The sequence below is a fragment of the Butyrivibrio fibrisolvens genome, assembly GCF_037113525.1.
GTDB classification, from domain to species: domain Bacteria; phylum Bacillota; class Clostridia; order Lachnospirales; family Lachnospiraceae; genus Butyrivibrio; species Butyrivibrio fibrisolvens.
Map to the genome: position 1 here is coordinate 20,647 of NZ_CP146964.1, position 21,657 is coordinate 42,303.

Sequence of the window (21,657 nt, forward strand, 5' to 3'; positions counted from 1 at the left end):
ATCAAAGCATCTTTACGTATTTGTTGCCTTCAGCATAGAAGCCAACTTTGTTAAGGTATGCAAGGTGGTCTTTGGAAGGATCGATCATCTGGGCTTTATTTAATCCAAACTTTCTAAGGTGAGTAAAAACATATTTACCAACTGAACAATCTCTATATGCAGGAGTGGTATAGTCAAAATACAGATCAAAACAACTGTTATTTATTCTGCCTGCAGTGATTCCAACAGGAACGTCAGCATTGAATACTATAAAAGCAGTATCTTCGTCTGTAAGATCCTTATATCCAGGGAAGAAATGTTTGATATCATCAAGATACTTTGAAATCAGGTCGCCAAGGACAGCATCTGTTCCCGGAGCCTTAACAAGTCTGAACTCTACGCTGTTATTGCTAAGCTTACGCATATTGATCAGGTTTATGATGATAAGAGCAACATTCATGACAAGAGTAGGGTATGCTCCGATAGCAATAGAATAGATTACTGCAAGTACGCTACCTGCTGTATTGATGATCCTCAGCTTCATAACAGAAGTCATAAGCATTGAAATGACAACAAGTAAAGATCCTGCATAACCAATAATATCAAAGATAGTGATATTAAATTCCATTTGACACCTCCAGAGGCTTCTGGCATGATGGTGGGTAATATACCAGTCCTCTAATGTACTTTTACAATTGAAAAACCACCTGTGTTCCTGTAGAGTATTAGCGACCAAACCAAAACTCAAAGGAGTACCCACAGATGGTTTCTGCTAATACACTATGCAAAAAATTACTCAATGTCAAGCATGCTGTTGTAGAAGATGCATACTTTTATGATGACAATTATGGTGTAAACCACATACGCATACAGGTTCGTACTGATAAGTGGCATGAAGATTATTGTCCCTATTGCCATAAGAAATGTTCCCGTTATGATCAACATTCAAGTCAGCCCAGGACATGGCGTGGACTGGATTGGGGTGCCGTTCTTGTTGAAATTGAAGCAAGGACTCATCGTGTTGCCTGTCCTATACATGGGGTAGTAACAGCTTATACTCCATGGGCATATCCTGGTAGCGGTTTTACTCGTGACTTTGATTTAACAGTTGGCTGGCTAGCTGTTTACCTGCCACGAAGTGTTGTGTCTGAATATATGCGCGTCGACTGGGAAACTGTAGGCCGCTGTATAAACAGGACACTTAATGATATAGAGCCAGAGCGTTCAAAAAGGCTAAACAACCTTGTAAATATAGGTATTGATGAAACAAGTTATAAGAAAGGACACAAGTATATAACAGTCATCGTCAACCATGATACAAACACCGTAGTCTGGGCTGCTCAGGGGCACGGAAAGGGCGTGTTAACGCAGTTCTATAAACAGCTCACGCCAGAACAGCTCTCTTCTATAAAAATCGTAACCGGTGATGGTGCTAAATGGATCACCGAGTGTGTTAATGAGTTCACTCCCGACTGTGAGCGCTGCGTAGATCCATTCCATGTAGTCCAGTGGGCAATGGAGGCGCTCGATGAAGTAAGGCGTGATGTATGGCGTGAAGCATATGCTGAGTTCACGCAACTATCCAAGGAACATCCCAGAAAGAAAGGACGTCCGAAGGAAGATGATCCAACGTCTGCTATGCTAAATGCAGCCAGGGCCAAAGCAGATGCAATAAAGAATTCTACATATGCACTTGGCAAAGCTCCTGAACACCTTACCGAAAACCAACAGACAAGAATAACTATGATTGCAGAAAACAACAATCGTCTTTACAGAGCATATCGAATGAAGGAAATGCTTCGTCTCATCTTAAAATTAAAGGATGTCGATGAAGCAGATAAAGCATTAAATCGATGGCTCTGGTGGGCAAGCCATAGCAGGATTAAGGCTTTCAAGGAACTGTATCTTAAAATCAAGCGTCATCGTGAACACATTTTAAATGCAATTCGCTTCGGTATGAGCAATGCAAGAATCGAAGCAACAAACAATAAAATAAAACTGATTATTCGCAAGGCATATGGCTTCCGTAATATCCAAAATATGCTGGATATGGTTTATCTGGTATGCTCGGATTTGAGGATTCCACTTCCCAACCGAAAAGCGCGAAGTGCATAATCAGTATATTTACTGGGGTTATGTGGAGTTTTACCCACCATCACCCCTAAAGAGCCTAAAAAATACACTATTTCACCATTAAAAGACAGCCCATGTGCGATATTGTTCGCCTGGGCTGTCTTGCTATGTTATGAGCTGCATAAAGTGATTGACATACACTTTGTGCGAGCGCTCTTTCTCTTGTAAAAAAGACCAACAAGAGAAAATAACATTCATATTAAATTGTTGTATCCAGATTAGTTCCGGTAGATTCTTTTTCAGCAGAGCCATCTGGCTTATAAGTAGAAAGAACTGACTCTAAAACATTGGAAGAGCTCTTTTCATAAGAAGTCTTTGTGGATTCAGCATCCTTTTCAGTCTTATCAGTTTTGGAAGATGAAGAATCAGACTCAGTTTTCATCTTATTATAGTAAGCAGAAACGAGTTTGCCATAACTGCCGTTCTTTATCTGGCCATAATCAGACAAAGAGATGCTTGCAGCGATATTTTTATCATCTATATTGAGGGAGCCAAAAAGCGCATTAGCTGTAGCTGATTTTGAACTAAGTGCGGATTGCTGACGGTAATTCAGCATACTTGAATTTGCGATACTGCCGATATTTATATTACTCATAATGTGCCCTCCTTTGCAGGAAAAACTAAAGCAATCCTTGCTTTTTCCATATTTTCAATCATTTCATATGAGCTATTTATAAAGAGCTATACTTATCTTACTTATCTATCGGCCGATTATTATAATAACTTAACCCTTTTTTATAAAAAATATTATTTCTTATAATTATGTGATAGAATGTATGCGATTGGTTAAGGTACAATTGCAAATCAGAATTCATCTGTTTCAGAACACAACCACCATTAAATGCAAATATAGTATTGGAGAATAATATGAAGTCAGTATTAAGATATCTCAAGGATTACAAGAAAGAATCGATTCTTGCTCCTTTATTTAAGATGCTTGAAGCATCCTTTGAGCTTATAGTGCCTCTTGTTATGGCATCTATAATAGATGTTGGTATAAAAAATTCAGACCGTGTGCATATCGTGAAAATGAGTGCAGTGCTAGTGCTTCTTGGCGCGGTAGGATTATGTGCTGCCATAACTGCTCAGTATTTTGCAGCTAAAGCGGCAACTGGATTTTCTGCAAAGTTAAGACATGCATTGTTTGAGCACATACAGGATTTTTCTTTTTCCCAAATAGATCTGTTTGGGACAGATACTCTTATTAATAGAATGACAAGTGATATCAATGACGTGCAGGGCGGAGTTAATATGTTCCTGCGTCTTTTCATGAGATCACCCTTTGTTGTATTTGGCGCAATGATCATGGCTTTTACAGTTGATGTCAAGGCTGCTTTTATTTTCGTGGTTACGATCCCGCTTCTTTCCATCGTAGTTTTTTTCATATTATTATGGACAATTCCTCTATACAAAGATGTTCAGAACAAGCTCGACAAAGTCATGACAAGTACTAGAGAGAATCTTACAGGTGTACGTGTCATAAGAGCGTTTAACAGAGAGGAAAGTGAAAAGAACTTATTTAAAGATAGAAATCAGACTCTTGATCGTGCTCAGCAGTACGTTGGAGCTATTTCTGGTGTGATGAATCCTTTGACATATCTGATGATTAACGTAGCAACTGTTATCCTTATATACACAGGCGCTGTCCGCATTGATATTGGAATTCTTACACAGGGTCAGGTGATCGCACTTCTTAATTACATGTCACAGATCCTTATTGAACTTATAAAACTTGCAAATCTTATAATTCAGATTACTAAGGCCATAGCTTGTGGTAATCGTATAGCGACTGTATTAGAGACTAGAACTGATATGGTAGATGGAACACAAAAGATTAATGTAGAAAATTCAGAACTGGCCGTTGAATTCGATAATGTCTCACTATTATATGAAAAAGATGGTGAAGCAGTCCTTGAAAACATGAGCTTTTCTGTAAAGAAAGGCCAGACTGTCGGAATAATCGGTGGTACAGGTAGTGGTAAGACATCTCTTATAAGCCTGATACCCAGATTTTATGATGCTACTTCCGGACAGGTCAGACTGTTTGGACAAGATGTTAAGCAGTACAGTATCGAGGACCTGAGATCCCATATAGGTATAGTTCTTCAAAAAGCAGAACTTTTCAAGGGAACGATCGCAGATAACCTTAAGTGGGGCGATGAGAATGCCAGTATAGATGAAATAAATAAAGCCCTTGATATCTCACAGGCCAGAGAATTTGTTGAACAAAAAAATGGAAAAACAGATTTTATGATAGAGCAGAATGGACGAAACCTTTCCGGTGGTCAGAAACAAAGGCTTACTATTGCCAGAGCTCTTATGAAAAAACCAGATATCCTGATCCTTGATGATAGTGCTTCAGCTCTTGACTTTGCAACAGATGCAAAGCTTCGCATGGCGATAGCAGAAAATGCAGGAAATATGACAACCTTTATAGTATCTCAAAGGGCAGCTTCAGTTCAGAATGCGGATCTTATACTTGTTTTGGATGAAGGAAAGATTGCCGGAATGGGAACACACGATAAGCTCCTTGAAGATAATGAAGTATATCAGGAAATATACTATTCACAGTTCCCTAAAGAAGATGTTATGTGAAAATGTCGTACTGTATACCGATCAGACAGATAGCTTAGGTGAATGCGATAACAGTAACTATTTAAAAGAAGTGACAAAAAGTCATGAGGTTTAACATGAATAAAAGAAAAGAAAAAGCTAATCAGAAAGAGATTATAAAAAAGGTCTTTAAATATATTAAAAGATATAGGATATACTTGTATATTTCTTTGATACTTTCATTTGTAACAGTATTGCTAACTTTATATATTCCAAAGCTTACCGGACAGGCTGTGGATTACATGTTTGGCCCCTCCCAGGTTGATTTCAAGGGAGTGTTCAAAATAATAACAATCATTATTGTATCCACTGTGATCATCAGTATTGGTCAGTGGCTTATCAATCTTTGCAATAACAAGATGACCTATCACGTTGTTAGAGATATAAGAAATGATGCATTTACCAAGATACAGGAAATGCCACTTTCATATATAGATTCACATCCATATGGAGAAATTGAAAGTAAGATTATTAATGATGCAGCCCAGTTCGCTGACGGACTTCTTATGGGATTCACACAGTTTTTCTCAGGAATAGTTACTATTATCGGAACCCTTGTGTTCATGCTTACAGTTAATATAGGAATTACGGTTGTTGTAGTTGCTATAACACCTCTGTCATTCCTGGTTGCAGGTTTTATTTCAAAAAGAACCTTTCAGATGTTCAAAGAACAGTCTCAGATCCGTGGACAGCAGACCGGACTTATCAATGAGATGATCGAAGGACAGCGAGTTGTAAAAGCCTTCAACCAAAAAGACAATGTAATGGCCAGATTCGATGTTATAAATGATAAACTGAGGGATAAGTCTTTAAGAGCAACCTTCTTTTCATCTATAACAAATCCATCTACCAGGTTCATCAACAGCCTTGTATATACAGGTGTAGGAATATTTGGAGCATTATCAGTTGTATCAGGCAGAATGAGCGTAGGACAACTTACTGCTTTCCTGTCCTATTCAAATCAGTATACAAAACCCTTTAATGAAATATCAGGCGTTATCACTGAACTTCAGAATGCTATTGCATGTGCAGCCAGTATCTTTGCATTTATAGAAGAAAAGAGCGAGATTCCGGACAAGGAAGATGCTATTTCACCTGATCACTTTGAAGGAAATATCAAGATCGATAATATAAGCTTTTCGTATGTCGAAGGACAGAAGCTTATCGAGAATTTTGATCTTGATGTAGCTCCGGGACAAAACGTTGCTATCGTTGGTCCTACAGGATGTGGCAAGACCACTCTTATAAACCTTCTTATGAGATTTTATGATGTCAACAAAGGAGCAATACTTGTTGACGGAACAGATATAAAAGATATAACAAGAGGGTCACTTCGAAATGGCTATGGTATGGTCCTTCAGGAGACATGGCTTAAATCCGGGACAATAAGAGAAAATATCACCATGGGTAATCCTGATATATCAGAAGAGGATATGATAAAGATTGCCAAGATCTGCCATATAAACTCTTTTATTCAAAGGCTTCCTAAGAAGTACGATACAGTGATAACAGAAAACGGTGAAGAGTTCTCCCAGGGCCAGAGGCAGCTTATGTGTATTGCCAGAGTAATGATGAGTAAGCCTTCCATGATGATCCTTGATGAAGCAACTTCTTCCATCGATACCAGAACAGAAATGAAGATCCAGGATGCATTCAACGCAATGATGGAAGGAAGGACAAGCTTTGTAGTAGCCCACAGACTCAGTACTATCAGAAATGCTGACATAATCCTTGTTATGAACAGTGGAAATATTGTAGAAATGGGAAATCACAATGAACTTATGAAAAAGAAAGGCTTCTACTACGACCTTTACATGAGTCAATTTCTCGGAAAAGCTATTTAATACTATCTTTTTGGACTATTTTAATGCGGTAAAGTATTGAAAATAATTCGAAATATGAGATAATGGTAATTGTAATGCGAACTAGGAAATTCAGAATATCTACAACCAGTAAAAAAGGAGTTATGGGAAAATGACTTATGAAGAATTGGTAAAAGAGGTAAAGAAGAATTATGGTGCGCTAGATGCCAGTGGTATTAAAGAGCATGTAGCAGTTCAGTTCAATATCGAAGGCGAAGCTGAAGGAGCTTTCTATGTTGAGATATCTGACAGCAATGTTGATGTTGAACCATTTGAGTATTTTGACAGAGATGCAGTTGTAACAACAAGTGCTGACGTAGCTCTTAGCTTATCATCCAAGAAGCTTGCGCTTAAAGATGCATATAACGATGAAACTGCAAAAGTATGGGGAGATCTTGATAAGATCCTTTATGCATTTGAGCAGCTTTCAGTAAAAGCAGAGGAGCCTAAGAAGGCAGCTGCTCCTAAGAAAGCGGCAGCTAAAAAACCAGCTGCTAAGAAAACTACAGCAAAGAAGACTACTACAACTAAGAAGTCTACCAAGAAGACAACAGAGAAGAAAACTGTAGCAGCTGCAAAATAATAACTTGTGTTATTGTATAGATATTGTGTTCAAGCGGATGAAAGACCGGAATCGAATTTTTCGATTCCGGTCTTTTTTATGAATAAGTTTTAATTATGTTTTATATTGACTGAATCCATGTATCAAGATCTTTTTCTGAAATTGCCATTTTATTCAGATTTTCAGCATCAAATTGGATTGAATTTGGATTTAATATCTTTGTCGTCTTGCACTGTTTCTCAAGATCAGAAAGGGAATGACCTTCATATCCGCCATATGTAACAAACGGGATAACTGTCTTGCCTGAAAGATCATACTGATCAAGAAATGCTGAAACGGCGGGCGCTATAGTAAACCACCATGTTGGAGAACCAATAATGATTCTGTTATAACTCATAATATCGTGGACAAGAGGTTTAATCTTGGGTCTGTAACCACTTTCAACTTCCTCTTTGCCTTGAGCCATAATATCATCAAAGGAACCTGTATACTCATTGATTGTATCAATGGCTTCAATATCATAAGACTTTATATCGGCAATACGCTTGGCGATTTTCTTTGTATTCCCCATGCTCTGTGAATAATATAGTACAAGTGTTTTCGCTTTTCTATGAAAAAACATATCGAACCTTTCTGAAAAAAGTAGATCAGATTAAGTTTAATAAGGCTGTATATTAGAAAAAAACATAAATCCCTATACATTTTATAATAATATCTTTTAATTGCAAAGAGAAAAGGAAAAATGGCTAAATAAAGATGGAGCATTTTGTAAGAAGTTACAAAAATACACTTTAACTACATTTATATCTGTTAATATTGACCAATCTATGTTTATAATAATCTTACCTAATTCTATGTAAACGTTTACAATTCCAAAAATCAACTGAATAGGGGAGGGTATAATGAAAAAATCCACAAAAGGTAAGATTTTATCTGCTTTAATGGGCATTCCATTAGTGACCGTTATGGCTACATCTTCTTTATTACCGGGAACATCTTTTGTTTCTAATGCAGAAGAACCCGAGCAGACAGCAACTTCGCCTTCAGATCATGACACCGAAACAGGAAATGAAGATGATGCTGAAATTAAAAATGAAGGCATAGACAGTACAGAAGAAATAGTCGCTGATGAAACAACCACTGAAGAGGGTGCCTCTGAAGATGCAGTCACTGGAGAGACAACCTCTGAAGAAACGGCTTCTGAAGAAACAGAAGAAGTATCTTCTGAAGAAGTAGACGCTAAAGAAACAGAAGAAGCATCTTCTGATCAGGATACCGAATCAGATAAAGAAGAAAAAATAGAGGAGGATGATATACAGGTATATCTTGCAGAAGGAGCGCCTTCAAATGCCCAGGATGGATACGAGCATGAATATGAGGTCTGGGATTTTGCAGGTGATTATCTGGCTGATACCGATAATGTCTCATATAATAACAATTTATCTGTTGAAACTATCAACGGTTTATATGGAGAGTCTGTTACAGCAGGATCAACAGGCGTAACTCTTGGCAGCTTTGATACTGTAACAGGACTTTCTTTTTATAGTGCCAAGACCAATAACAGATTGAGATCAACTAATGAGAATATCTCCAGATATGATGATAAGAATAAGACAGATGCATCCGGAAACACTTATAGAGGATTTATATATTCAAACAGTGGAAGCACAAATACTACCGGTCTTAAGATTGAGAGCCTGGGCGCTGGTGATATCGTATATGTGATGGCAGGTTCTAATGGTAATGCAGCTACCTATGCATGGGGCAGGAATCTGGATGATGAGCCTATTCAGAGCGTAAAGTATAACAAAACAGCAGGAGTAGAGGAGCTTATCTTCTACGTGCCTGAAGGCGGTGATTATTACCTTTGGTGCCTGGATGAAAAGCTCGTTGTAGCCAGAGTATATATAGAAAGAGCAAATGAGGTAACAGTAACAGGTGATATCGATACGCCATCCGATTTTACAGCAGATGACGCTGAGCTTGTTTTCACACAGTTATCGCCGGATGGAAATAAGATCAGAACTGTTACAACAGAAGTTGAGGAAAATGCCGGTTCTTATTCATACAGCGTAGTGCTTGATAAAATGTATGACTATACAGTAGAACTGACAGGCGCCAACGGATTTGTTATAGACTCAACAAAGTTAACAGATGGTCTTATATCCATAGATAATATATCTGATAATAATCTTTCTGTAGATCTTACTGTATCAAAGGTTAATGTTGTTACAGTAAAAGGACAGTTCAAAAATTTGCCAGCAGATAAAGTAGACGCTCTTGAACTAACGATAACAAATCATGACGAAGACAGACCATACACACCTGTTCTTACAAAAACAAAAGATACAAATCTGTTTACACTTGAGCTGGAGAGCGGACAGCTTTATGATCTTGAGGCATCAGGTGTTGACGATTATGAACTTGAGACACAGACGATAACAGCAGATGAAGATGGAACTATGGATATAGTATTTAAAGCCAAAGATACACACATGGTAAATATTACTGTATCAGGCCCATCTGAAGCTGAGTTATCAGAACTTTCTCTTACATTAACTATTTTAAAGACTCCGATCACAGGTGAGCTTGACTCCTATAGTTATAGCTTTACAGGTCAGGATGTCATCGATGGAGCAATTGCACTTCGAGATGGTCAGTATCACGTAGAAGCAGCGCTTCCAGGATATGAGATGGCACTTACATCTGATATCAAAGTAAATGGAGAAGACACATCTAAAGAAATCGTAATGAAGAAAGCTTCTGAAGAGAGTAAAATAGCCTATTCAGAAATAATAACAGTTGGTACGGATAAGGATTATAAGACTATAAGTGATGCTATTGAAGCTATCCGTCATATGGAAAGAGATGATAGCCAGAGAGTAACTATCAAGATTGATCCAGGTAATTATCAGGAGATGCTTATAGTCGATGTGGATAACGTATCTTTGGTCAACGCAGCCGGAGATGACGCCAGCATAGAACTGGCAGATTCCGGCGTATCTGTTTCTGATAAAGCAGTAAGGATCACATCATATTATGGTCATGGATATACATACTATTCTATGGGAGAGGATTACAGATATGATGAAGAGGTACTGAAGGTTAATCAGGAAAATGGATATCCTTCAGTTACAAACCCGGGATCCGGAACAGCAACAATGTGGAATGCAACAGTATACGTTAATGCTGATGGATTCGAAGCAGAAGGGATCATATTTGAAAACTCTTTTAACCAGTATGTATCAGAACTTGCAGCAGAAGATACAATTGTGGCTATGGAAGGAGCTAAAGAAGGCTCTGATGGAACAAGAAATGACCTTGAAAAGGGAAGCACAGTTGTACAGCAGAAATCTTATGTAGAAAGAGCATCAGCTCTGGCTCTTGGCAATAATCTTTCAGATATTGTGTTTACTAATTGTAAAGTAGTAGGCCGTCAGGATACTTTATATGGCGGAAAAATGACTTATGCTGAGTTCAACAACTGCGAAATCTACGGTGCTGTAGACTACATATTTGGCGGAATGACAGCAATATTCTACCAGTGCGAACTTAAATTTAATACAACTGATAACAAGAACGATGTGGGATATATTACTGCCGCTCAGCAGTCATCAGGCCGTGGTTATCTGATGTATGAATGCCACATAACAAGTGTAGAAGCAGGAACAGATGTAGACAGCAAATATTATAGCTATACAACAAGTAAACCCGGTTATTTTGGAAGACCATGGCAGGCTAATACCAGTGAGGTAGTATTCTATAATACAACGATTGATGAATGTGACAGTACCCTTGCCTCCACATATGGAAGCAGCTCTCTTATCCAGCCTGCAGGATGGCTTAATTCTCTCGGCGGCGAGGCGCAGATGTACGAATACGGAACCACAGAGTCATCAGGAGTAGATAATTCATCTGCAAGAATTGCCTCGTGGACAACATGGACCACTTCTGACAGCGTACTCACAACCCCTTATTTGGCCGATGGTACAAAAATAACACTTGATGCGTTTAGAAAAAATAAATCGGGAGATACAGATCATGCATGGGATTTTTCAACTTATGGATCTTCAATTTCAACTGATTATAATACAGCAAGTGTTAGTGCAGATGGCACTATAACAGTTTCGTCTACTAATGGAAAAGGAAAGCTTGTTCCAGCTTCCACTGATGGCCTTGCTTTCTACTATGTAACAATTGATGCAGCAAACGAGAACTTTACACTGGAAGCCGACATTGCTGTTGACAGCTGGAAGTTATCCAATGGTCAGGAAGGCTTTGGAATCATGGCAGCTGATGCTGTTGGTATAAACGGTGATACATCTACATTCTGGAACAACTCATACATGCTATCTGCTACCAAGGTTTCATATACAGGTGATAACGGCAATACATATACCATGAAAATAGGTGTAGGAGCGCAGGAAAAGAAAGGTGTTACAGCTGATAATCTTGAAACCATAAAAGGCGGAGACATAAGTGATTTTTCAAGTACAATGTATACACTTGAAACCAGTGCAGCTGACGAAGGCCTTGAAGCAGGAACCTATAACATGTGTGGTAATTACACCAACACGTCAGGAATGACAGATGTTTCAACGCTTACAACAACCTTCCATATGTCTATAAGAAGAAATAACACAGGTTATGTATTAACATATTCAGATACTGAAGGCAATATAATAGGTTCTAAGCTTTTCTATCACCCGGATGAAGGCGATAATCTTACCATGATAGATAAGGATCACATCTATGTAGGATTCTTCGCTGCAAGAAATGCAACGATAAAAGTGACTAACACATCACTAACAACAATAAACCCATCTGATGATGATGCAAAAGAAGAACATCCTCTTACATATACCGATCTTGTTGCCGGATTTGAATCTGCAGATTTTGCAAATCAGCCTTCTTATGAACTTGTATATTATGGCAACGCAGACGGAATTCTTTCAATATCAGATGAAGAAGGAAATGTAGTACTTGAAGAAACAGCGGTAACTGCTAACAGCAAAACAAAAACAAATGTTACGTTAAAAGCCGGTACAAATACATATGTTGGAACCTTTACACCGGATCCTGAGTTCAGATTTGATACCTATGAAGTATTAACAACATATGATACCGTAACATTTACCATTACGGTCAATTATGAAAAGGGAGAAAGATACGTATACTATGTAAGTCCAGATGGATCAAAAGATGCTAAGGGAACCAAAGAAGATCCAATGGATATCTATACTGCTGTAAAAGTAGTTGAACCTGGAGATAAGATTCTTCTTGCAGGAGGAACCTATAATCTTACAAGCACAGTTGTAGTAGAAAGAGGAATTGATGGAACCAAAGATCAGCTTATCTATATGATAGCTGATCCGGAATCTAAAGAAAGACCTGTATTTGATTTTGGAGGAAACTGTGCAGGTATGATACTTGCAAGTGACTACTGGTACTTCCAGGGATTTGATGTAACTAATTCCCAGAATGCTCAAAAGGGTCTGCAGCTTTCAGGATCATACAATACACTTGATAGTATCCATGCTTACAGAAATGGAAATACAGGTATTCAGGTAAGCCGTTACAAATCAACAGATACCTTTGAAGACTGGCCTTCATACAACACAATTCTTAACTGCACATCTTTCCTTAATGCAGATGCAGGATATGAAGATGCAGACGGATTTGCAGCAAAGCTTACGGTTGGAGAAGGTAACGTGTTCGATGGATGTATAGCAGCTTATAATGCAGACGATGGCTGGGATCTATTTGCCAAGGTAGAAACAGGAGCTATAGGTGCAGTAACCATAAAGAACAGCGTTGCATTTATGAACGGTTATGTTCTTGATGAAGTAGGTAACCTTATAGATGCAGGAAATGGTAACGGATTTAAAATGGGCGGATCTTCTATCGCTGGAGGGCATATGCTTATAAATTCTGTAGCTTTCTGTAACAAAGCTAAGGGAATTGATTCAAATAGCTGCCCTGACATTCAGGTTACTAACAGCACATCTTATAACAATGGCTCATATAATGTAGCTTTCTATACCAATGATGCTTCAAATACTGCATTTCTTGCAAACGGTGTGATCTCATACAGAAATGATGGAGGCACAGACGATCAGATCAAGCTTAAAGGCTCACAGGATGAGGCAAACGTATATAACGAATCTAATTACTACATGATAAGCGGATCATCTACTAACACAGAATCTGTCACTGTTGATGATTCATGGTTCGTATCAGTAGATGCAGATGCTGCTATCGGTTCTTCAATGACATCGTCATCAAAAGACCTTATCTGCGGCATTACGCGTAATGAAGATGGAACCATAAATATGAATGGATTCCTTGTACTTGCAGAATCATCTGGCAAGAACGCAGGAGCTACAGTAGAAGGACAGAATTCTGAAAAGATTGAAGTACCAACTAGTGAAGCGAATATGTCAAAAGACACTTCAGAGGACCTTGATGGAAAATTTGTAAGAAAATGGTTCAATGTTTATTATCAGCTCTCTGACGGAACATACCTGACAGGACTTCATAAGATAGAAGGAAACCTTTATTTCTTCTATGAAAGTGGTGCAATGGCAAGAAACACATTCATAACTGTCTCTGAAAAGACCTATTATTTTGATGATATGGGCCAGGCAGTTAAGGGATTCCTAACATTATGGTTCTTCAATACATACTATTTTGGCGAAGACTTCGAACTTGAGAATTCAGGTTTCTTTACAGTAGGAGATTTTACCTACTATGCTCGTCAAGATGGAAGAATCGTAAATAATGATTTTGTAAATATAAGTCAGGATGATGGAACTGTTCTTACATACTTCTTTGATAGTAAAGGACATATGGCAACGGGATTTGTGACAAGATGGATATGGAATACATACTACTTCGATTCCAATGGAGTAATGGTTACGAATTCCTTTGTTTCAGCCGGAGATAGCACATATTACTTTGCTGCAGATGGTTTGATGGTTCGCTATTGGCAGACCATAGACGGAAAGCAGTACTATTTTGGAAGTGATGGGAAAATGGTTAAAGGTTGCATTGAAATGTGGTGGAACATCTATGTATTTGATGATAACGGAGTGCTTATTGAAAGCCACAGCATTTATGAAAGAGCATGCAACTGGGCCAATAAACGTTTTGGAATTACTATAAGGATCTGAATGAACCATGATCATCTTCGGTTTTCAAAAATTTAATTTTTGAAGAACAGAATTGATAAATAACAGAATAGTTAAAGCCGGTCATTTGAATCACAAACAAATGACCGGCTTTTAACATGCAAATAATAATAATTAAATGTTCTGATTCACCAAAAGATGCAGGAAACACGGCTTGTCAAATACAATCAACTGTTATCCTTCATAATCAGAAATATAGCCCTCTACAGTTTCAATAACATCTGCAACGAAATCAATGTCATCCACGACTGAATCAGTCAACTCGAGCGAATGATTTACATCAGGTATCTCTACCAGCTCAATGTGTTTTTCTAAAGACAATCTCTCAATGGTTTCATTATCAGCCCAGGGATCATTAGTTCCATGGAAAGCAATTCCATATCCGTCCTGAACATATTCATATGTTTCTGCAAGAGGAGTGTAGTAGATCTGCCCGGCAAGAATATTATTCTCAAGAGCATATCGCGCTGCCATAATAGTACCAATGCTTTTTGAAAAGAAGAATATGCAATCATCTTCTCCGGTGTATTTATCAAAATCCACCTTGGAAAGCTGATCACAAGTCTGTTTCCAGGCTATATCGAAACATTCCTTCATTTTCTCTTTGTCTCCCTTAGCATTAGAAGGAAAATCTGTGTAATCAAGAGCTACAACGTCAAAGCCATGAGTTTTAGCCAGCTTTTGACTGTAGTATAGTAATGGCTTTTGGTTTGTATAACCAATACCAGGGAAAATAACTGCAAGTTTCAAGACATTGCTCCTTTCAATATAAATATGCGTAATCTAATAATACAAAATAGCGTTTATATTACCATTCAGCCAATAAAACATGCATTTCGTCGGATGAATGACTAGACATTTAATTATGATGATATTATTACACTTGTCAAATCCAAGCGATTTTGGGAGGTCAAAAAATGAATCAGACAAGTGCTTATATTAAAGATGAATATTGGAATAAATTTTATTATCAAATTAGAGCTTTTGTAATAGGTATGGCAGTAGGAATGTTTTATTCTGTAGCTTACAGATGGGACATTTCAATATTACTTGCAAACATGGGATTTAGAAATAGTAATGGTTACCTGTTTACATCATTAGGATTTGGAATACTCTTTTTGATCATCTACACAGGCGCCGTATTTGTTCTTCCTTGGTTTAACCGCAGAACGGAGAATGTAAAAGTCCTCTTAGTAGTACTATTTCCCATTACACTTTCAGTATCCGGTCTTATCGGATTCGTGACATTTATACCTTACACACTGCATTGCCTTTACAGAGCCTATTTTTGATATAATACACACCACCCACCTCACAGCTTATATATGCTTGAACTAATACTTCAGGTATATATAAGCTATTTTTTTAGAGGCTTCTGGCATGATGGTGGGTAATATACCAGTCCTCTAATGTACTTTTACAATTGAAAAACCACCTGTGTTCCTGTAGAGTATTAGCGACCAAACCAAAACTCAAAGGAGTACCCACAGATGGTTTCTGCTAATACACTATGCAAAAAATTACTCAATGTCAAGCATGCTGTTGTAGAAGATGCATACTTTTATGATGACAATTATGGTGTAAACCACATACGCATACAGGTTCGTACTGATAAGTGGCATGAAGATTATTGTCCCTATTGCCATAAGAAATGTTCCCGTTATGATCAACATTCAAGTCAGCCCAGGACATGGCGTGGACTGGATTGGGGTGCCGTTCTTGTTGAAATTGAAGCAAGGACTCATCGTGTTGCCTGTCCTATACATGGGGTAGTAACAGCTTATACTCCATGGGCATATCCTGGTAGCGGTTTTACTCGTGACTTTGATTTAACAGTTGGCTGGCTAGCTGTTTACCTGCCACGAAGTGTTGTGTCTGAATATATGCGCGTCGACTGGGAAACTGTAGGCCGCTGTATAAACAGGACACTTAATGATATAGAGCCAGAGCGTTCAAAAAGGCTAAACAACCTTGTAAATATAGGTATTGATGAAACAAGTTATAAGAAAGGACACAAGTATATAACAGTCATCGTCAACCATGATACAAACACCGTAGTCTGGGCTGCTCAGGGGCACGGAAAGGGCGTGTTAACGCAGTTCTATAAACAGCTCACGCCAGAACAGCTCTCTTCTATAAAAATCGTAACCGGTGATGGTGCTAAATGGATCACCGAGTGTGTTAATGAGTTCACTCCCGACTGTGAGCGCTGCGTAGATCCATTCCATGTAGTCCAGTGGGCAATGGAGGCGCTCGATGAAGTAAGGCGTGATGTATGGCGTGAAGCATATGCTGAGTTCACGCAACTATCCAAGGAACATCCCAGAAAGAAAGGACGTCCGAAGGAAGATGATCCAACGTCTGCTATGCTAAATGCAGCCAGGGCCAAAGCAGATGCAATAAAGAATTCTACATATGCACTTGGCAAAGCTCCTGAACACCTTACCGAAAACCAACAGACAAGAATAACTATGATTGCAGAAAACAACAATCGTCTTTACAGAGCATATCGAATGAAGGAAATGCTTCGTCTCATCTTAAAATTAAAGGATGTCGATGAAGCAGATAAAGCATTAAATCGATGGCTCTGGTGGGCAAGCCATAGCAGGATTAAGGCTTTCAAGGAACTGTATCTTAAAATCAAGCGTCATCGTGAACACATTTTAAATGCAATTCGCTTCGGTATGAGCAATGCAAGAATCGAAGCAACAAACAATAAAATAAAACTGATTATTCGCAAGGCATATGGCTTCCGTAATATCCAAAATATGCTGGATATGGTTTATCTGGTATGCTCGGATTTGAGGATTCCACTTCCCAACCGAAAAGCGCGAAGTGCATAATCAGTATATTTACTGGGGTTATGTGGAGTTTTACCCACCATCACCCCTAAAGAGCCTTTTTTTATGGTGATTCTAAAATTATAAACTTGGTTAAAATAAAAACCTCATTAAAGAAAGAATTAATCCTGCCATAAAAAGGGCAGCTAAAATAATAAGAGCATAATACCATTTAATACGACCCATAAATTAAAAAGACTCCTTTATGTGATTTATGACTTCTTATGTCATGTTATCATATAAGAGGAGACTATTACTATGGATAACACGAGAAAAATAATATTTCATGTAGATGTAAACAGTGCTTTTCTTTCATGGAGCGCTGTAAAAATATTAAAAGATGACCCAAACGCTGTAGATCTTAGGACAATCCCTTCTGCGGTTGGCGGTGATGTCGAAAGTAGACATGGCATTATTACCGCCAAATCAATCCCTGCAAAAAAATATGGAGTTACAACAGGAGAACCTGTAGTTAAGGCGATGCAAAAATGCCCTAATCTTGTTATGGTGCATAGTGATTTCAAGACCTATAGGGAATACTCTGGTAAATTTATAGAGATCTTACGGACATATTCAAATATAATAGAGCAGGTCTCAATTGACGAAGCCTTTATCGATATGACAAAGCCGGTTACTGACATGTATAAGTTAGAAGGCAGCCATGATAGTGATAAAGAAGATGCTCGTAAGGAAATTGCTCTGATCCTTGCAGGTAAGATCAAGGATGAAATAAAAAATACCCTTGGATTTACAGTCAATGTCGGAGTTTCGTCCAATAAGCTTCTTGCAAAAATGGCTTCGGACTTTGAAAAGCCTGATAAGATACATACTCTTTTTCCAAATGAGATAAGAAAAAAGATGTGGCCTCTACCTATAGGAGAACTCTTTGGCTGCGGTAAACAGACATCAGCAAGGCTCTCTGAGCTTGGAATGCGAACGATAGGCGCGGTTGCTCAGACTGATCTTCGTATCCTTCAGGATATATTAGGCGTAAAACAGGGAAGCTACATATATCAAAGTTGTAACGGTATAGGAAGTAGCGATGTCAATCCCGCTGAAGAAGATGCAAAGAGCTATTCCAATGAGACAACGACAAGATCTGATATTACCTTTGATAATTATGAAAAAGAAATGCCACAGATAATTAAATGGCTTTCTGAATCAGTAGCAAAACGCCTTCAAAGAGACGGCATGTTTGCATCAACCGTATCCGTCAGCGTCAAAACAGATACATTCCAAAGACGTTCAAAGCAGATGGGTATTGGAGATTCAACCAATGACGAAGATGTATTATATGAAAAAGCTACAAAGCTAATGAGCGAACTGGCACTTGGAGAAAACGGTATACTGGCGCAAGGATATAGCATAAGACTTGTTGGAGTAGGTGCTGCAGATCTGGATAGAGGCGAATACAGACAGATGAGCCTCTTTGACATGAATGTACAAGGAAGCAGTTCCGGTACAAAAGGAACAAGAGATTCCCAAAGAGCTGAAAAACAGCGTAAACTTCGTGAAATGACCAAAACTATTGAAGCTAAATATGGTGAAGGGATAATTCATAAAGGAAGAGATCATTATAATCATAAGTAATTATAAAAAGATACAACTGTCGAATCTATATCCAGAAATTTCCGACAGTTGTATCTTCTTACTTATAAATATGAAGGGCCACGGTGGTCCATCTATTTTCCTTAATCTGACTTTCTTCTATTATATTCCCATTTAAAAACTGCAGCCAGAATGATCACCGCATATCCGATGAAGCTAAGAACGTCCGGAACCTCACTAAGGAATAAGAATCCAAGGATTGCTGCAAAGATAACCTGTGTATAATCAAAGACAGAAATTGATTTAGCAGGAGCAAGCTGATAGGCTGCTGTAATATTGAACTGACCAACCGCTGCAGATATACCAGCCATTATAAGGCATCCAAGCTGCCATGGGGCCATAGGTACCCATTGAACTATCATGAATGGAAGAGTAAGAAGGCAGGAAAAAAGCGAAAAGTAAAACACTATCGCAGGTCCCGGCTGTCCAAGCTTTCCCATCTTATGAACATATGCATAAGCTGTACCTGCACCGAATCCGCCATAAAGACCAACGAGAGCAGGAAACGAAGCGAATCCAAGCCCCGGCTTAATTATGAAAAGTGCCCCTGTAAATGCGAGTATTACACATAACCAGTCAACTTTATTAGGTATTTCTTTCATAATAAAATAGGACATAATGATCGCGAAAAATGGTGAAAGCTTGTTGAGCATGTTAGCATCTGCAATCCCAAGGTGATCGATAGCCCAGAAGTTTGCAATGAGCCCTGTTGTCCCGAAAAAGCATCTAAGGAACATTGAAAGCTTAGCGCTTTCTACGACTTTAAAAGACACCTTCTTTTTAAATAATGTATATATAGCTATAAAAAGAGCAACAAAGTTACGGAAAAAAGCTTTTTCCATAGTCGGAAGGTCACCTGATATCCTTATAAAAAAGGTCATAAAGGCAAAACCAAGCGCAGCTAAGAGAATATGTAAAATAGCTAATCTAAGCTCTTTTCTGGTAGGAGCTGAATTATTATGTGTGGACTGATCTGACATTTTATTTCCTCTGATAATTATGAATCACGAATAAATCTTAGAATAATCTGGAAACTATTACAAGAAACGAATTTAACAAAAAAGGGAGAACAACAGACCTTAAATCTGCTGTTCTCCCTATATTTTGATTGTAATGTAAAACTAAATCTTATTTGATTATTGTCTGATCGCCTCTTACAGCACCATACTTATCAGCTGTAACAGTTCCGCCAAGTACTTCTGAAACATAAGCCATAACAGCTTCGTCCATAACTATACCTGTATCGAACTGATCACTTGCAGATAAGAATCTGTAATATGTATCACCACCGGATGCGCAGAAGTTGTTAGTAACAACTGCATATGTATCAGTAAGTGAGAATGGCTGACCATTAATACTCTCAATAGTTACACGAGTGATGGCTGCCGGAGCATAGTATGTTGAATCCGGATAAGCTTCACCCTGCTGGAATTCTTTAGTTGTATCTATTGTGAACTTGATACCTGAAGTCTGAGGATAACCACCAATTGCTGTAGGAGTACAGAATGTTGATGCTTCAAGAACTTCCAGAAGCTCAGCACCTGTAATATATACTACTGCTACAGTGTTTCCAAATGGAAGAACTGTATTGATATCATTCTTTGTGATGCTTCCAGCCTCAATAGAAGCTCTGATACCACCACCGTTAGTGATAGCAACAACATGATCTTCAGGAACTGTGATAGATCCGCCTTCCTTAAGAACTGACCACTTAATAGCATCAGTTATAAGATCACCAAGGTTTGTCTCCTCAGTTCTGTTACCTGGATCACGCTCGCCGTTAAGATCGATAGCTGTATGACCAAGAACCTTGTCATATTCATTATTTACTCTCTGGAAAATAAGGTTTGCGTTAGCGGAAGTTGTAACTTCCTGAGCAAGATTCTGAAGAGTAATAAGGAAATGATCATCGATCTGCTTAGTTGCATTATCGATCTCGATAATACCGATATTATCAACCTTTGTACCGGTTGACTGAATAGGCTCACCAGCACTACCCTGAGTCATTACAGTGTGTGAATGACCGTCGATTATGAAATCAATACCGGTAGTATTAGCGTACATATCAATACTTCTGTTACCATCAAAAGCTGATTCTTCATCTACACCAAGGTGAGACAGACAGATAACAAGATCTACACCCTGGGCTTTAAGCTCATCAACCTGTCCCTGTGCGCATACATAATTTTCTTCCTTATTAAGGAAGTTAACGCCTTTGATCATAGAAGGATTAACTTTAGTCTTAGTCTCAGGAGTCTCCATTCCGAAGAAACCGATCTTAAGACCTGAAGCATTAGTATAGATTGCATTTGGAGTGAAAAGATTTTTTCCATCAGGATTTGTAATATTAGCACACAGAACTTTGAATTTAGCAAAGTTCAGATTTGATCTGAGCTGTTCATAGCCATAATCAAATTCATGATTGCCAAGAGTTACAAAGTCATAACCTGCAGCATTCATCATTGTGATCGCATCAAATCCCTTAGTAGTGCTTACATAAGGTGTGCCCTGACTAAAATCACCTGCATCAACAAGAATAACATCAGCACCACGTTTTTCGAAGTTATCGCGAACAGATGCTACATATGCATATCTACTGATAGCACCATGAACATCATTGGTGTGAATGATGATAGTCTTGCCGGATAAATCCATCGGTACATCAAGAATAGTTCTGATATCCGCTGAAAAATCCTCTGCATGTACCTGCACATGAGTGATTCCTGATGCAATGACAAGAATCAGTGCAAGCAGCATTGCAAATAACTGTTTCAAGAACTTCTTACTTTTCATGCCTACAGTACCCTCCTTACTGTAAATTGTAGATGGTTTAAAGCCTACAATATTAGTATAGATATAATGCCATATAA

At 38.4% G+C, this 21,657-nt stretch carries 14 protein-coding genes; 8 read left to right on the forward strand and 6 right to left on the reverse strand.

The window, feature by feature from the left end:
• Position 1: 1 nt before the first annotated feature.
• Positions 2–607, reverse strand: a complete 606-nt coding sequence (locus WAA20_RS19965; RefSeq protein ID WP_073386792.1) for a YgjV family protein — start codon at positions 605–607, stop codon at positions 2–4.
• Positions 608–741: 134 nt separating this feature from the next.
• Between WAA20_RS19965 and WAA20_RS19970 the strand changes: the two genes are divergently transcribed.
• Positions 742–2,094 carry an ISL3 family transposase gene (locus WAA20_RS19970; protein ID WP_073390590.1) on the forward strand — a complete coding sequence of 451 codons (1,353 nt, stop codon included), beginning with the start codon at positions 742–744 and terminating at the stop codon, positions 2,092–2,094.
• A gap of 217 nt (positions 2,095–2,311) precedes the next feature.
• Here the strand turns inward: WAA20_RS19970 and WAA20_RS19975 are convergent, their stop codons facing one another.
• The gene (locus tag WAA20_RS19975; protein WP_073390454.1) at positions 2,312–2,707 is read right to left on the reverse strand and encodes a hypothetical protein; all 396 of its coding nucleotides are present in this window, start codon (positions 2,705–2,707) and stop codon (positions 2,312–2,314) included.
• 272 nt (positions 2,708–2,979) lie between these two features.
• Here WAA20_RS19975 and WAA20_RS19980 point away from each other — a divergent pair, with 272 nt between their 5' ends.
• The 3 genes from WAA20_RS19980 (at position 2,980) to WAA20_RS19990 (ending at position 7,170) form a co-directional block, all read left to right on the forward strand.
• The gene (locus tag WAA20_RS19980) at positions 2,980–4,707 is read left to right on the forward strand and encodes an ABC transporter ATP-binding protein (RefSeq protein WP_073390453.1); all 1,728 of its coding nucleotides are present in this window, start codon (positions 2,980–2,982) and stop codon (positions 4,705–4,707) included.
• Positions 4,708–4,802: 95 nt separating this feature from the next.
• Complete coding sequence (locus WAA20_RS19985) at positions 4,803–6,569, forward strand: ABC transporter ATP-binding protein (RefSeq protein ID WP_073390451.1); 1,767 nt, start codon at positions 4,803–4,805, stop codon at positions 6,567–6,569.
• A 130-nt stretch (positions 6,570–6,699) separates the two neighbouring features.
• Positions 6,700–7,170 (forward strand): SCP2 sterol-binding domain-containing protein, encoded by a 471-nt coding sequence (locus WAA20_RS19990; RefSeq protein WP_073390450.1) that lies wholly within the window; start codon positions 6,700–6,702, stop codon positions 7,168–7,170.
• Positions 7,171–7,270: 100 nt separating this feature from the next.
• Here the strand turns inward: WAA20_RS19990 and WAA20_RS19995 are convergent, their stop codons facing one another.
• Positions 7,271–7,771 (reverse strand): flavodoxin, encoded by a 501-nt coding sequence (locus WAA20_RS19995; protein ID WP_073390448.1) that lies wholly within the window; start codon positions 7,769–7,771, stop codon positions 7,271–7,273.
• A 280-nt stretch (positions 7,772–8,051) separates the two neighbouring features.
• Here WAA20_RS19995 and WAA20_RS20000 point away from each other — a divergent pair, with 280 nt between their 5' ends.
• Complete coding sequence (locus WAA20_RS20000; protein WP_073390447.1) at positions 8,052–14,321, forward strand: pectinesterase family protein; 6,270 nt, start codon at positions 8,052–8,054, stop codon at positions 14,319–14,321.
• Positions 14,322–14,513: 192 nt separating this feature from the next.
• Here the strand turns inward: WAA20_RS20000 and WAA20_RS20005 are convergent, their stop codons facing one another.
• On the reverse strand, positions 14,514–15,089 hold the full coding sequence (locus tag WAA20_RS20005) for a hypothetical protein (protein ID WP_073390445.1): 576 nt from the start codon (positions 15,087–15,089) through the stop codon (positions 14,514–14,516).
• Between the two features lie 167 nt (positions 15,090–15,256).
• Here WAA20_RS20005 and WAA20_RS20010 point away from each other — a divergent pair, with 167 nt between their 5' ends.
• The 3 genes from WAA20_RS20010 (at position 15,257) to WAA20_RS20020 (ending at position 18,769) form a co-directional block, all read left to right on the forward strand.
• Positions 15,257–15,631: a hypothetical protein gene (locus WAA20_RS20010; RefSeq protein ID WP_073390444.1), complete on the forward strand. Its 375-nt coding sequence runs from the start codon at positions 15,257–15,259 to the stop codon at positions 15,629–15,631.
• Between the two features lie 198 nt (positions 15,632–15,829).
• Complete coding sequence (locus tag WAA20_RS20015; RefSeq protein WP_073390590.1) at positions 15,830–17,182, forward strand: ISL3 family transposase; 1,353 nt, start codon at positions 15,830–15,832, stop codon at positions 17,180–17,182.
• Between the two features lie 255 nt (positions 17,183–17,437).
• Entirely contained in the window at positions 17,438–18,769 is a 1,332-nt protein-coding gene (locus WAA20_RS20020; RefSeq protein WP_073390320.1) for a DNA polymerase IV, read from the forward strand.
• A 101-nt stretch (positions 18,770–18,870) separates the two neighbouring features.
• On the opposite strand, the gene WAA20_RS20025 is transcribed toward WAA20_RS20020, so the two are convergent.
• Positions 18,871–19,767 (reverse strand): DMT family transporter, encoded by an 897-nt coding sequence (locus tag WAA20_RS20025; protein WP_073390318.1) that lies wholly within the window; start codon positions 19,765–19,767, stop codon positions 18,871–18,873.
• Between the two features lie 148 nt (positions 19,768–19,915).
• Entirely contained in the window at positions 19,916–21,580 is a 1,665-nt protein-coding gene (locus WAA20_RS20030; RefSeq protein ID WP_073390317.1) for a bifunctional UDP-sugar hydrolase/5'-nucleotidase, read from the reverse strand.
• Positions 21,581–21,657: the final 77 nt, after the last annotated feature.

What these genes read in the sequence shown, in the direction of transcription:
- WAA20_RS20020 (WP_073390320.1), top strand. Translation starts at nt 17,438, where the DNA reads ATGGATAACACGAGAAAAATAATATTTCATGTAGATGTAAACAGTGCT.
- WAA20_RS20030 (WP_073390317.1), bottom strand. Translation starts at nt 21,580, where the DNA reads ATGAAAAGTAAGAAGTTCTTGAAACAGTTATTTGCAATGCTGCTTGCA.
- WAA20_RS19985 (WP_073390451.1), top strand. Translation starts at nt 4,803, where the DNA reads ATGAATAAAAGAAAAGAAAAAGCTAATCAGAAAGAGATTATAAAAAAG.
- WAA20_RS20010 (WP_073390444.1), top strand. Translation starts at nt 15,257, where the DNA reads ATGAATCAGACAAGTGCTTATATTAAAGATGAATATTGGAATAAATTT.
- WAA20_RS20000 (WP_073390447.1), top strand. Translation starts at nt 8,052, where the DNA reads ATGAAAAAATCCACAAAAGGTAAGATTTTATCTGCTTTAATGGGCATT.
- WAA20_RS20025 (WP_073390318.1), bottom strand. Translation starts at nt 19,767, where the DNA reads ATGTCAGATCAGTCCACACATAATAATTCAGCTCCTACCAGAAAAGAG.
- WAA20_RS19990 (WP_073390450.1), top strand. Translation starts at nt 6,700, where the DNA reads ATGACTTATGAAGAATTGGTAAAAGAGGTAAAGAAGAATTATGGTGCG.
- WAA20_RS19975 (WP_073390454.1), bottom strand. Translation starts at nt 2,707, where the DNA reads ATGAGTAATATAAATATCGGCAGTATCGCAAATTCAAGTATGCTGAAT.
- WAA20_RS19970 (WP_073390590.1), top strand. Translation starts at nt 742, where the DNA reads ATGGTTTCTGCTAATACACTATGCAAAAAATTACTCAATGTCAAGCAT.
- WAA20_RS19980 (WP_073390453.1), top strand. Translation starts at nt 2,980, where the DNA reads ATGAAGTCAGTATTAAGATATCTCAAGGATTACAAGAAAGAATCGATT.
- WAA20_RS19965 (WP_073386792.1), bottom strand. Translation starts at nt 607, where the DNA reads ATGGAATTTAATATCACTATCTTTGATATTATTGGTTATGCAGGATCT.
- WAA20_RS19995 (WP_073390448.1), bottom strand. Translation starts at nt 7,771, where the DNA reads ATGTTTTTTCATAGAAAAGCGAAAACACTTGTACTATATTATTCACAG.
- WAA20_RS20015 (WP_073390590.1), top strand. Translation starts at nt 15,830, where the DNA reads ATGGTTTCTGCTAATACACTATGCAAAAAATTACTCAATGTCAAGCAT.